General features: G+C 38.6%; 10 protein-coding genes and 3 pseudogenes. 10 read left to right on the plus strand and 3 right to left on the minus strand.

The window, feature by feature from the left end:
- Positions 1-141: 141 nt before the first annotated feature.
- From ABIE66_RS13595 to ABIE66_RS13635, 9 genes and pseudogenes are all read left to right on the plus strand, one after another.
- Positions 142-1,134: a thiamine pyrophosphate-dependent dehydrogenase E1 component subunit alpha gene (locus tag ABIE66_RS13595; protein WP_370015077.1), complete on the plus strand. Its 993-nt coding sequence runs from the start codon at positions 142-144 to the stop codon at positions 1,132-1,134.
- A 21-nt stretch (positions 1,135-1,155) separates the two neighbouring features.
- Positions 1,156-2,190: an alpha-ketoacid dehydrogenase subunit beta gene (locus tag ABIE66_RS13600; protein WP_289325100.1), complete on the plus strand. Its 1,035-nt coding sequence runs from the start codon at positions 1,156-1,158 to the stop codon at positions 2,188-2,190.
- A gap of 107 nt (positions 2,191-2,297) precedes the next feature.
- Positions 2,298-3,518, plus strand: coding sequence for a dihydrolipoamide acetyltransferase family protein (locus ABIE66_RS13605; RefSeq protein WP_370015078.1), 1,221 nt, complete (start codon positions 2,298-2,300; stop codon positions 3,516-3,518).
- A 17-nt stretch (positions 3,519-3,535) separates the two neighbouring features.
- Positions 3,536-4,941 (plus strand): annotated as a pseudogene (lpdA, locus tag ABIE66_RS29065) (dihydrolipoyl dehydrogenase).
- Positions 4,911-5,078: pseudogene (gene acoL / locus ABIE66_RS29070) on the plus strand (dihydrolipoyl dehydrogenase); the annotation flags it as partial. The pseudogenes lpdA and acoL, both read left to right, overlap by 31 nt.
- Before the next feature lie 255 nt (positions 5,079-5,333).
- Positions 5,334-7,214, plus strand: a complete 1,881-nt coding sequence (locus tag ABIE66_RS13620) for a sigma-54-dependent Fis family transcriptional regulator (RefSeq protein ID WP_370015080.1) — start codon at positions 5,334-5,336, stop codon at positions 7,212-7,214.
- A 71-nt stretch (positions 7,215-7,285) separates the two neighbouring features.
- Positions 7,286-8,263, plus strand: a complete 978-nt coding sequence (locus tag ABIE66_RS13625; RefSeq protein WP_370015081.1) for an NAD(P)H-dependent flavin oxidoreductase — start codon at positions 7,286-7,288, stop codon at positions 8,261-8,263.
- Between the two features lie 1,121 nt (positions 8,264-9,384).
- On the plus strand, positions 9,385-9,576 hold the full coding sequence (locus ABIE66_RS13630) for a hypothetical protein (protein WP_370015082.1): 192 nt from the start codon (positions 9,385-9,387) through the stop codon (positions 9,574-9,576).
- A gap of 912 nt (positions 9,577-10,488) precedes the next feature.
- Positions 10,489-10,887: a tyrosine-type recombinase/integrase gene (locus ABIE66_RS13635; RefSeq protein ID WP_370017039.1), complete on the plus strand. Its 399-nt coding sequence runs from the start codon at positions 10,489-10,491 to the stop codon at positions 10,885-10,887.
- On the opposite strand, the pseudogene ABIE66_RS13640 reads toward ABIE66_RS13635, so the two are convergent.
- The 3 genes and pseudogenes from ABIE66_RS13640 to ABIE66_RS13650 all read right to left on the minus strand — a co-directional run.
- Positions 10,871-11,032 (minus strand): annotated as a pseudogene (locus ABIE66_RS13640) (CPCC family cysteine-rich protein); the annotation flags it as partial. The gene ABIE66_RS13635 and the pseudogene ABIE66_RS13640 sit on opposite strands and share 17 nt — an antisense overlap.
- Positions 11,033-11,199: 167 nt before the next feature.
- On the minus strand, positions 11,200-11,400 hold the full coding sequence (locus tag ABIE66_RS13645) for a hypothetical protein (RefSeq protein ID WP_370015083.1): 201 nt from the start codon (positions 11,398-11,400) through the stop codon (positions 11,200-11,202).
- A gap of 261 nt (positions 11,401-11,661) precedes the next feature.
- A complete protein-coding gene (locus ABIE66_RS13650; RefSeq protein WP_370015085.1) occupies positions 11,662-12,021 on the minus strand; it encodes a winged helix-turn-helix transcriptional regulator in 360 nt (119 codons plus the stop codon).
- Positions 12,022-12,265: 244 nt separating this feature from the next.
- On the opposite strand from ABIE66_RS13650, the gene ABIE66_RS13655 reads away from it, so the two are divergent.
- Entirely contained in the window at positions 12,266-13,000 is a 735-nt protein-coding gene (locus ABIE66_RS13655; RefSeq protein ID WP_370015086.1) for an NADPH-dependent F420 reductase, read from the plus strand.
- Positions 13,001-13,295 lie beyond the last annotated feature (295 nt).

Raw genomic sequence — 13,295 nt, forward strand, 5'->3', positions numbered from 1 at the left:
ACAAAACGAGACAACAATCTCATTTTGTCTCGTTTTGTTTCGATTGAAAATAGAAAAAGTCCTAATTTGCCAACCTTCCATTTTGGCACAATATTTGCAATATAAATCATTGACTCATTATTAATGATTGGGGGATGAAATATGGAAACGGTTCAACCTAATGAAATTAAGTTATCACAGGAGAAGGCTTATTGGATGTACAAAAAAATGCTGGAGATCAGAAAATTCGAAGACCAAGTTCATGAATCATTTGCAAAGGGGATTTTACCAGGGTTTGTCCATTTGTATGCTGGGGAAGAAGCGGTGGCTGTCGGAGTATGTGCCCACTTATCCGATAAAGACAGCATTACCAGCACTCACCGGGGGCATGGCCACTGTATTGCAAAAGAATGCGATCTAAATGGGATGATGGCTGAAATATATGGAAAAGTGACAGGGCTTTGTAAAGGAAAAGGCGGTTCCATGCATATTGCCGATCTGGATAAAGGGATGTTAGGTGCGAACGGGATAGTCGGTGGAGGCTTTCCGCTCGCATGCGGTGCAGCTTTAACTGCCAAATATAAAAAGACGGATCATGTTAGTGTTTGTTTTTTTGGTGATGGTGCCAATAATCATGGGACCTTCCATGAAGGGATAAATCTGGCGGCAATCTGGAAGCTACCCGTTATTTTCATTGCTGAAAATAATGGGTATGGGGAAGCCACGCCATTCAACTATGCTTCTAGTTGTAAAACGATAGCCGATCGTGCGATTAGCTACAATATTCCGGGTGTCCGGGTGGATGGGAAAGATGTTATGGCTGTGTATAAGGCTGCTGAAGAAGCCGTTCAGAGAGCTCGCAGGGGAGAAGGCCCTTCATTAATAGAATGCGTTACTTATCGTAATTATGGACACTTCGAGGGAGATGCACAGAAATATAAAAAAGAACAAGATAAAAAGGAGCATAAACAAGAGAAAGATGCGATTGCTCTCTTTAGGAATTACTTACTGAATCAGAATCTGCTGGGAGAAAAAGATCTGGTTTCTCTAGAGAGTGCCGTGGAGGAATCTATTAAACAGGCAGTAAAGTTCAGTGAAGAAAGCCCGTATCCAGAGGCATCTGATTTATTAAACGATGTTTATGTATCTTATTAAACCATAATAGGAGGAATTGAGATGAGTAGAAAAATCAGTATGTCACAAGCAATAAATGAAGCAATGGCCATGGCAATGAGAAAAGATGAAAATGTCATCCTTATGGGAGAAGATGTAGCCGGCGGTGCAGAGGTTGATCATTTGCAGGATGACGAAGCATGGGGTGGTGTTTTAGGTGTCACAAAAGGATTGGTTCAAGAGTTTGGCCGGGACAGGATCCTTGATACGCCCATTGCTGAAGCAGGTTATATGGGAGCGGCCATGGCAGCCGCTTCGACAGGTTTACGACCGATTGCCGAGTTAATGTTCAATGATTTCATTGGCAGCTGTTTGGATGAAGTATTGAATCAAGGTGCGAAGTTCCGCTATATGTTTGGGGGGAAAGCACAAGTTCCCGTGACGATCCGTACGATGCATGGTGCAGGATTCAGGGCGGCAGCTCAGCATTCACAAAGCCTTTATGCCTTATTTACAAGCATTCCTGGATTGAAGGTGGTCGTCCCTTCTTCACCGTACGATGCAAAAGGGCTATTACTTTCAGCCATTGAAGATAATGACCCAGTCATCTTTTTTGAAGATAAAACGCTATATAACATGGTAGGAGAGGTCCCGGAAGACTACTATACAATTCCGATTGGCAAAGCCGAAATTAAAAGGAATGGCTCGGATTTGACGGTCGTTGCCATCGGTAAGCAAGTTCACACAGCAATGGAGGCAGCTGAAAAACTTGCAGTGAAGGGCATTGAAATTGAGATTGTAGATCCAAGGAGCTTGTCACCACTGGATGAGGAATCAATTCTCTCCTCTGTGGCAAAAACAAATCGTTTAATCGTGATAGATGAAGCGAATCCAAGATGCAGCATGGCAACGGATATTGCCGCATTGGTTGCGGATAAGGGATTTGACACTCTCGATGCGCCAATAAAAAGGATTACTGCTCCACATACACCAGTACCTTTTTCACCTCCCCTAGAAGATATTTACCTTCCAACATCAGAAAAAGTGATAAAAGTCGTTTCGGAATTATTGGGGGAACCATCCATTCTTGGGGTGTAATTAAATCAGTATGATACTCCAGCTTTTTCGTATATGTCCGCAAAAGTTGGTGCAAGCAAAAACAAAAAATGACCACAGAAAACAAATTCTGAAGGGAGGAAATTGATATGGCGGTCGAAGTGGTAATGCCGAAATTGGGCATGGCAATGAAAGAAGGCACTGTTTCGTTATGGAGTAAGGAGGTTGGCGATCCGGTCGAAAAAGGTGAAGCAATAGCCAGCATCAATTCGGAGAAAATAGAAATGGATATTGAATCTCCAGCGGATGGTACCATCCTGAACATAGCTGTTCAAGAAGGACAAGGTGTACCCCCAGGAACCGTTATCTGTCATATCGGAAATCCGAATGAAAAAATTATTAGCAATGAACCTGTTACTGAAGAAACCGAGCCGGAAATTCATGAACAAGTAACGCCGAATACCAAAGGGTCACCCATTTTGCCAATGGGAGATCGATTGATGATCACCCCGGTTGCGCGAAAAATGGCACAGGCAGCCAATCTTGACATTGAGAAGGTCCAAGGCACAGGACCAGGCGGGAGAATTACTAAAGAAGATGTACAGAAAATAATTGAGAAAAGGGATGCCAAGTCTGTAAATAGCGAAGAAAGAATAACGGATCCCCAACATCCTTTAGATAGTCCCCAGCGGGTTCCTGTGACCGGAATGAGGAATATCATTGCCAAACGTATGATGGAGAGCTTGCAAAGCAGTGCCCAATTAACTCTCACGATGAAAGTTGATGTCACCGATTTAGTCATATTGCAAAAACAAGCTGCTGGTGTACTACAAAAACATGAATCAACTAAACTTACGATAACAGACTTTGTTGCCAAAGCTGTCGTACTTTCACTAAAAGAACATCCTAAAATGAATAGTGCTTATATTGAAGATAACATCCATTTGTATGAGCATGTACATCTTGGATTAGCAGTGGCCTTGGAGAAAGGGCTCGTTGTTCCAGTCATAAGAAATGCCGAAAGTTGTACACTAAGGCAGTTATCGAAAAAGGGTAAGGAACTGGCTAGGCAGGCACGTGACGGTCAATTGCCTAGTGAAGACATGCAAGGGTCGACTTTTACCATCAGTAACCTGGGGGCATACGGAGTTGAGCACTTTACACCGATTCTGAATACACCGGAAACAGGGATACTTGGAATTGGATCTGCTTATGATACCCCCCTCTATATGGGCGATGAATTGGAAAGGAGAACGATCTTGCCGCTCAGTTTAACTTTTGATCACCGTGTACTCGACGGAGCTCCCGCTTCTGCCTTTTTACAGACACTAAAACGGTATTTAGAAGAGCCGATCACCGTGATTTTATAGAATGGGAGGGAAAACACTTGAATCGTATAGCCATTATAGGTGGAGGTCCTGCTGGGTATGTAGCGGCAATCACTGCTGCCCAGCAGGATAAGGAGGTCATATTGATAGTCGACGGTCCATTGGGGGGAACCTGTTTAAACGAAGGGTGCATGCCAACGAAGTCATTATTAGAAAGTGCGGATACGTATGAATTGGTGAAAAGTGCTGGTCAAATGGGAATTCGCATACCTTCCAATTCAATTGAAGTCGATTGGGAAGCCGTTCAAGAACGAAAGAATGATGTCATTTCTAAACTAGTGAACGGCATTCAATATTTAATGAGTAAGAATAAAATAAAAGTCATTCAGGGAAGAGCGTCTTTCCTAACGAGCAATCGATTACAGATCAAGAACGGAAATGAACATCAAGAGATTGATGCTAGTAAGGTCATCATTTCAACTGGGTCTGAACCGATTCCATTGCCTTTTGCCCCGTTTGATGGTCAATGGATCATCCACAGTGGACAGGCCATGGCACTTCCAGCCCTCCCCGATTCACTGCTAATTATCGGAGGCGGCGTCATCGGATGTGAATTTGCCAGTATTTACAGTAGGATGGGTACCAAGGTAACCGTTATCGAGATGGGGGAAAAGCTACTTCCAGGCGAAGATGATGATATCTCGGGCTTCCTGCATAAAGAATTGAAAAGCCAGGGCGTAACAGTCCATACCTCTACATCTGTAAAGAATATCAATTTTACCAGTGGACGGTATTTTTGGAGAAAAGCGATGGCAAATCGGAAGAACTTCAAGCTGATTACATACTGGTGTCAATAGGGAGAAAACCAAGAGTGAACGGGATGGGACTAGAGGGAAACGGTATTGATTTTTCCCGACATGGCATCTCGGTGGATGATCGAATGCAAACAGGCAATCCATCGATTTATGCCTGTGGTGATGTGATAGGGGGCATACAACTTGCCCATGTTGCTTTTCATGAAGGGCGAGTGGCGGCTCTGAATGCCTGTGGTCAATTTGCACAAGTGAATTACCAGGCAATCCCCCGCTGCATTTATACCTCCCCAGAGATTGCTAGTGTAGGCTTGACTGAAAAAGAAGCGCGTAAAAAATATGGGGAAATTAAAGTTGGTGAATTCTCTTTTTCGGCAAATGGGAAAGCTATCCTTTCCAATAAACCGGTAGGAAAGGTCAAAGTCCTAGTGAACCCACAATATAATGAAATTCTAGGTTTTTCCATTGTCGGCCAACATGCAACAGAATTGATCGGTCAAGGAACGGTCATGCTGCATGCAGAAATAACGGTAGATATGATAGAAGAGTTAGTAGCGGCGCATCCAACCTTGTCGGAATCCATACATGAGGCACTACTAAACGTTGTAGGTCAAGCTGTTTTTCCATTGTCGGCCAACATGCAACAGAATTGATCGGTCAAGGAACGGTCATGCTGCATGCAGAAATAACGGTAGATATGATAGAAGAGTTAGTAGCGGCGCATCCAACCTTGTCGGAATCCATACATGAGGCACTACTAAACGTTGTAGGTCAAGCTGTCCATTCTTAAAACTATTATTGGATATATACTAACTTTTTTCATAAACCAGCCAATATATATTGATAGAGAAGCTTCATGTGATTATACACATGAAGCTTTTTTGGTAAACTCAATCTATATATTGTAAGCGGATACATAATCTACTATAATTAAATAGACCTCGATTAAAATCCTTTTATATTACTCCTTGGTATTTTCCCTGTAGATTGACTAGATATATTTTCACTTTTGAAGGTTCAAACCAAATGATTAGAGGAGGATTATATGCTATCCACTAGTTGTTATCTTCGTACATGGGAACGCTTTGTCAGTGAAGGGGTTCTCGATTCAAATCGCCTGAACAAGCGAATCATGGAATCTTGGTATCGCTGCAAAAAAGATCAAGTCAACCCGTACCTTAATAAAGGGAAGCACATTTTGACGAATGAATCATTGGAAATTCAAAGAGAAAAAAACTCATTCCTGTTGGAAGTGGCATCACCCCAATTATCAAGGATGGATAAATCGATAAAAGAATCGGGAATGATGGCTTTGTTAGTCGATCCCGATGGATATGTCCTATCACTTTCCGGAAACGAGAAAATCCTAAATGAGGCAGGCAAAATAAATTTTGTGGAAGGCGTACGATGGACGGAGGGTGAGGTCGGAACGAACGCAATTGGAACAGCTTTGAAAACGGGTGAAGCCGTTATGATCCAAGGTACTGAACACTATTCCATTGCCTCACATAAATGGAGTTGCTCTGCTAAGCCCATTTTAAATGAAGACGGTAAGATATTGGGCGTTTTGGATATATCTTGTCCAGTGGAATATTTCCATCCATCCATGCTGGGTATGGTAGCCAATTTGACTTATACGATCGAACAGGAAATGGGAGTGCGTTCCTATAAAAAGGAGCTCGCACTGACCCAGCACTCGATAGAACTTGCAGAAACCTATCCAGATCTGCCTTTTATCGTTTGTAATCAAAAAGAAATGATCATATCAGCCAGCAAACAGGTTCGCAAAAAAATTCCTCAATCCCTTGGCATGGCATTGGCCGAACTATTAAATCATGGATATCGAATCGTTAAGGAAAACCCGCTTCCCTCTAAAGAAGATAATAGGATTTCCGGTAAGTGTATATTCTTGTCAGAGAATTATGGTCATAAAACCATTTTTCCTGCTTCATTCCGATCAGAAGTGTTTGACTTCAAAGGGGAAAGAGGGATTAGTGAATCCTTTCAAAACACATTACATAAAGTGAAGCTTGTTGCACCGGCAGAAGCTAATGTATATATACATGGTGAAACCGGGGTCGGAAAAGAGCTAATTGCCATGGCTATCCATGAAAATGGCTCTCGTAAAAATAGTCCGTTCGTCACGATAAATTGCGGAGCCATCCCTAAAGATTTAATGGAGAGTGAATTATTCGGGTATGTTGATGGCGCTTTTACAGGGGCTAAACGGCAAGGGCACAAAGGGAAGTTCGAGCAGGCAAATGGAGGGACCATTTTTCTCGATGAAATCGGTGAAATCCCTCTAGCGATGCAAGTTGCCTTACTGCGTGTACTTCAGGAAAGAAAAATCGTTCCAATCGGTGGCACAAAAAGCATTTCATTGGATATTCGCATCATCACTGCAACGCACCGTAATCTTGAAGAGCTTGTCAATGAAGGGTCCTTTCGTAAAGATTTATACTATAGGTTGAACGTTTACCCCATTCATGTACCTCCCTTAAGGGATAGGATTGAAGACATTCCTTATATAGTGAACTACTTGTGTTCGAAGAATAAATGGAATATTCCATTAACGGAAGAATTATTTAATCTTTTAAAGGATTATAATTGGCCAGGCAATATAAGAGAACTGCAAAATGTACTTCAGCGATTGACCATCTTACTTGCAGAAGGACCTCTGGATTATGTTAATGTGTTGAATTCCATGCCTTCACAGCCCGTTACCCGGCATGAGGATTTCCCTCCATTTGAGGAAGGCAATAAAAAAGGCTTCAAGGAAAATGAACTGACAATCCGTGAAAAAATTCAACGGGATCTAATGTTAGAGGCATTACAAAAATCAAGAGGAAATGTCACTGCTGCAGCAAAGTTGATGGATATACCAAGAAGTACATTTTACAAGCGGCTCCATAAATATGGTTTATAGACCGGGCAACGTACATTATCTAAAAAACGAATGATTAATAGAAATCCAGGAAAACGAAAGGGGTATGGCAATTGAAAACGAGAATTACTGAATTATTGGGGATTGAATATCCGATTATTTGCGGCGGGATGTTTCAAGTTGGAAGAGCCCCGCTCGCAGCCGCTGTTTCAGAAGCGGGGGGACTAGGCATCATCACTTCGAAAACACAGGTGACACCAGAAGGTCTTCGTGATGAAATACGTAAAGTGAAAACTTTGACCAAGAAACCCTTTGCTGTCAACCTGAACCTGTTTCCAAGTCAAACGGCAACCCCGAATGATCAGTTCATCGATATTTTGATTGACGAAGATGTAAAAATTGTTGAAACGAGTGGCCGAAGCCCAGAGAGTTTAATGCCCAAACTTAAAGAGCACGGCTTTACCGTGATACATAAGGTAGCGAACGTCAAAAACGCAATATCGGCAGAGAAATTTGGTGTCGATGCCATTATTATTGTAGGGAATGAAACAGGCGGGCATCCTGGCATGGGGGATGTAGGTACGCTTGTCATGCTCCCTAGAGTCGTTGACTCTGTTACTATACCTGTGATAGCAGGCGGGGGATTTTCAGATGGCAGAGGCCTCATTAGTGCATTGTCACTCGGTGCTGAAGGTATCGTCATGGGGACTCGCTTCATGGCAACCAAAGAAGCGCCTATTCATGATAACGTGAAGAACTGGATGGTATCAGCCAATGAAATGGATACGGTTGTCATCCAACGGAATATAGGGAGCCCATCGCGTGTAGCATTAAATGCCGTCAGTAAAGAAGTGGACAAACTTGAAAGTGAAGGGGCCACTATAGAGGAATTAATTCCTCTAATTACGGGACAAAGAAGCAAAAAAGTATACTTTGAAGGAAATTTAGACGGAGGCATCTGGTCGTGTGGTCAATCCGTAGGACTCATAAAAGAAGTATTGACTGTCAATGATTTATTAAAACAAATCGTCCAAGAAGCAAAAACCTCGTTCGAATTCATCCAAAACCGAGTCGAATCCATTCGAACATGAAAAAACCATCTTTCAAAATGAAACATGAGATCAAAAGGATCTCATGTTTCATTTTTATCTCGGGATATATGGTTTCATATGTGTCAAGTCATAGGCTTATTCAAAATTAAGGGTACGAACTAAAGGGAGCAAAATCATTGTTTAATACAGAAAGTGGAAGGACCGTCTGGTTTATTCACCACACTAAGGCAAAAAGCCAATACAAGAAGGAAATCGGGTACTTAAATCAACATTTATCATACTTGCTAACCAACTTTCAGGAATTTCTTAAAAAAGATTGACCGATTATTTTTATTGGCAATTATTATTTATGAAGTAATCAAATGTAAATGAACCAAATAAATAGGCTGTGAAAGTTGCGCGAATAGAGTTTACTATATTACTCCCTTTAATCTGACTATACCTTAGTGCTTTATACAATTCTTATGACATCTGGCATGTGCCTATAAGCTGCTTTGATTCCTGAACTTTGCTTCACTTTGAATCATTTTTTATAAAATGTAAAAAGCGAAGTTAATCTTTACGATTTATATATAATTGAATTCTACTCAAGATACCAGAGGACTTATTTGCTAAAAGTGGATAGTGTTTCAAAACAACGATTTGAAGGTTTACCTTATAACATATGGCAGTTTCATATTGATTCATTGCATGTTGGACTTATGAAAGCTGTCAAAACTTGTTTTTGTCCTTAATATCGCAATACTTTCCTTTTTTTTAAAAAAATAGATTTCACAACAGAGCAGATTGATCATCATTGAATTAAGGTTTTTAATCATTTATAAATGGTATTAATTCGTGCTATAGCTATAAGTTAAATTAAGAAGTCTTTTAGGGGATATTGTGGCTAAATAGCGGATCCCATCATCACTTTCAGTAATAAAGCGGAATTTAAAGTAAAAAAGCTATTGAGTCGTCATTAGAACAAACTATATTTATATAACTTTTTATAAGTGTTAACCCGTGATATTTCTCATTTTACCATTTAATTTATATATCAGAATAATAAAATTGGCAGATTAGGTCTGTTGGAGAGGTTAATTTAGATCAATATAGAATTTGTAGATAACGATTCTTATAGTCTCGTCTAAAAATATGTCTTAAGGAAAGGAATCTGCAAATTGAAGAAAAAGATTAATTGGGCACTCGCCATAGCAGTGTTATTGATAGGTGGGGGAATCAATTATTACTTCATAACTATGTCACAATACAATACTACTGAAGATTTATACGGATTTCCTGTACCTAGAAATGCTGAATTGGTTCATATAAATGAACAAGGGAAAAGGTATAATTGGTCAAATAATAAATGAACTAAAGTGTATTAATTAAATAATGGCACACATAACTAAAAATGGCGTAAAACAGAATATGTTAGCAATTAACAGAGAATTAAGATTCATAAAAAACAGGAAATTAAATGACATTAGACATAACTGATTGTAATTAACTTATATCCTAGAAATTACTATAAAATATGAAGATTAATCATTTTTTTACTAAACTGTATTGATACTTACTAAAAGTTTTAAAAGTATTAATTTGCAATTAGATAAAAAGATTATAGATAAAAATAATAGCAATGATTAAATATAAAAATTTGTTTCTTGTCTCACTAAGTTAAGTATTCTTAAGATATGAGACAAGATTAACATTAAAAATATTACTTCCTATAATATATATTATGTAAACTAGAATAAAATATAATAGTACCAAATGGTCACAGCTTCAAGTTCCAATAAGATTCATTATTACCCCTTACTTGGTTCGAGTTTGACTATAATATTCATTGCCGCTTCCGATAACTCTCACGGTTCTTCCTATAAGTCGGCTAGTACTCAAAATCAATGATTTCGAACATAATTCCTTGAGTTAAACTGAATAATTCCCAGGAGGTCTGATAATTATGAATTACGTTCAATCTTCGGATGATTATCTCATGTACCTAGAAGTTGAGAAAAATTACTCCTTGAACACCTTAGCTCTACGGTGAGTTTTTAACGGCTAACAACCGATCATTGGACTTAGATGAACTCACATTGTCCAGTGTGCGGCGTTTTGTGCAAGATCAGGTCATTAATCATTGTATTAAGCCAAGAACGCTACAACGCCGCATTTCGTGCTTAAAATCATTTAGTAAATATTGTTTAAAAGAAAATCCCATGAAGTCTGACTTCACAGCAGGTATTCAAGCACCTAAAGCCGATAAGTATTTACCTAAATATATGACCTTACAGGAGCTACACAAATTATTTACCTGTTTAGAACATGATCTGCGCCCCCAAAGAATTAGAAATGAATTAATGTTTAAACTACTCGCAACAACAGGAATGAGACGTCAAGAATTAGTGGATTTAACATGGGAGCAAGTTAATTTAGAAAATCAAACGATTTTAGTTCGAGGAAAAGGGAAAAAAGAACGCCTCCTCCCCCTTCATCCCATTGTCTTACCGATATTTCATGACTATAAAGAAACTCTTTTAGAGCAGCAAAAACATTATAGTGAACCGATCTTTTATAATCAAAAAAATAAGCCTTTAAATCCTGGTGGATTGCACAAAATTTATAAAGAGATTTTAGAACGAACTGGTCTACCCGCTCACCGATTTTCTCTGCATCATTAAATGAAATTTTCTTTGCGCCGTCTTTATCTGGATATTTATATTGGTAATTATCATCTTCCCAAAAACAAATTCTACAAATATCATGCGTTCCAGGAGATTCTTCATCTAATGTTTTATATCCACAACAAGGACAAGTATATTTCATACAATCACCTCGACAATTCTTATGAATTCTACCATGATTTCTTGTTCAACTAAACTGCCCCTTTAGAGTTCTATAAGAAAAGGAGCTGTTTCCAGCCCCATCATATAGAAGTAGTGCACCCTTTTGTTTAATTATGAGCTTGTTAGTAATATCAGAAAGTTAACTAGTTATTTCCTTTTAAGACTGTTTATTAAGAAATGAATAATGCCAACAATCAGAAAAATATAACCAAATCCAATTAACAATTCAGAATTATTCATTTGAGTAGTAAGCTCTTCTAGCAGCTCTTGAGCAAAACTTGAATAACCAATTGCTAAAAATAGTCCTCCTCCTAATAGATAAAGAATTGCTACACCATATTTTTTCAATCTAAAGTCACCTCAAAATATTATTCTCCCTGATGCTAATTGTTTCCTTCCCTATCCTCCCCCTTTAGTTCCATAAGAAAAAGAGCTGCTGATCAGCTCTTGATAATGAAGTAAAGCACCCGTTACTTTAAGTACATTTCTTTACAAATTTTTATCGTAAAAGAAAAAGCTGCCGTTAGAACGATTTCCCCCCATAACTTTTACTTTATCTACCAATTAGTTTTTGAATTCTGAGGTTAACGATGGATGTGCTAGCTTTGGTTAGTCTACCTGCTCCCCAAACTTCTTCCCGAATTCTTCCATTAAATCAATAATAGGAATGAGTTCTTCCCCTTTTGAGGTTAATGAATACTCAACACGAGGAGGAACCTCTGGATAAATTTTGCGATTAATTAAACCAGCTGTTTCTAGTTCTCGAAGTTGCTTTGTAAGAGAACCTTGTGAAATATCCCCTAAAAAAGCTTTGATTTCACTATAACGGCGCTTTGTGGACTTTATAAACCAAAGAATGAGATATTTCCAACGTCCAGAGAGTATGTTTTGGGTATAGGCAATGCCATATACTTCTCTCTGTTCCTTTATACATTTTTTTTCAAATCCATCCTTACATATTCTAGACACCTATTCACCTGCTTTCTACTGTTAGGTACAAAAAAATGCACTATGGCAATTTTTATTGCCTTCTTCAAAAAAATGAGAATTGGTTATATTCTAGTATATGTAACAAAAACACTCAATATTTTTTATATCTAATGAGATATGTTTACGGATTGATAAAGAGGTGATAATGATTCAGATTAGAATATCATTGTTAACTTTAAGTAGAATAATTCTTTGATATACAAATTCTTTAGGAGGAGCAATAATGAGATTTGGAATTATAGGTGCAGGAACAATCGGGTCAATTATTTCTAAAAAATTAGTTAAGATTAGACATGATGTCAAAATTGCAGATGCACGAGGAATTGAACATTTAGAAGGAAAAGAGTTTGCTGGAACACCTGTGCTTGTAGAAGATGTAATTACAAATATTGAAGTTCTTATAATATCTCTCCCTTTAACAGCACTGCCAAGCATTCGGAACATTATCGAGCAAGTTGGGGAGGAAGTAATCGTCGTAGATACTTCAAATTATTATCCTAGTAGAGACCATAAAATTGCAGAAATTGAGAACGGAATGGTCGAAAGTGTTTGGGTTTCCAATCAATTAGGTAAACCTATCATCAAAGCTTTCAACAACTTGTTAGCTTATACTTTAGAAAATGGAGGAACACCCGAAGGTACTAGTAGACGCATTGCCATGGCGATTGCTGGTAATGACGTATCACAAAAACAAATTATCATGGACGTAGTAAACCAGCTAGGCTTCGACACAGTAGATAGTGGTTCTTTAAGTGATTCGTGGAGACAACAGCCAGGAACTCCTGCATACTGCACAGAACTAACAAAAGAAGAACTAACAAAAGCATTGGAAAAAGCAAATAAAGAACAAGCCCCATTCCTACGGGATAAGGTAATAGAGAAGTTAACAGCTTCTAACTTCAAACCCCTCTCAAGTAAAGATATTGTGAATATGAACAGAGAAATATATAATTCATAAAACAAAAAGGTGCACTCAGTTTAAAGTGTACCTTTTTGTATATTCATATATCCCCATAAAGTTGTGAAAAAATAAGTTTTCCTCTTTCCTTTTTGCCGCCAAACAATCCAGAATATTATTGGTAATTCTGAAAGATTACAAAAGCCCTTCCAGTCCGATCTCAATTTTTTTAAAAACAGAATCTAAGTATGATTTTGTTTTAATTCCCTCTTCTACTAACCTGCCACGTTAGTGCCATAAGAAAAGGAGCTGCTGATCAGCTCCTAATATTTAAGAAAGCACCTGTTAGTTCATT

The sequence above is a fragment of the Peribacillus sp. B2I2 genome, assembly GCF_041261685.1.
Taxonomy (GTDB): domain Bacteria; phylum Bacillota; class Bacilli; order Bacillales; family DSM-1321; genus Peribacillus.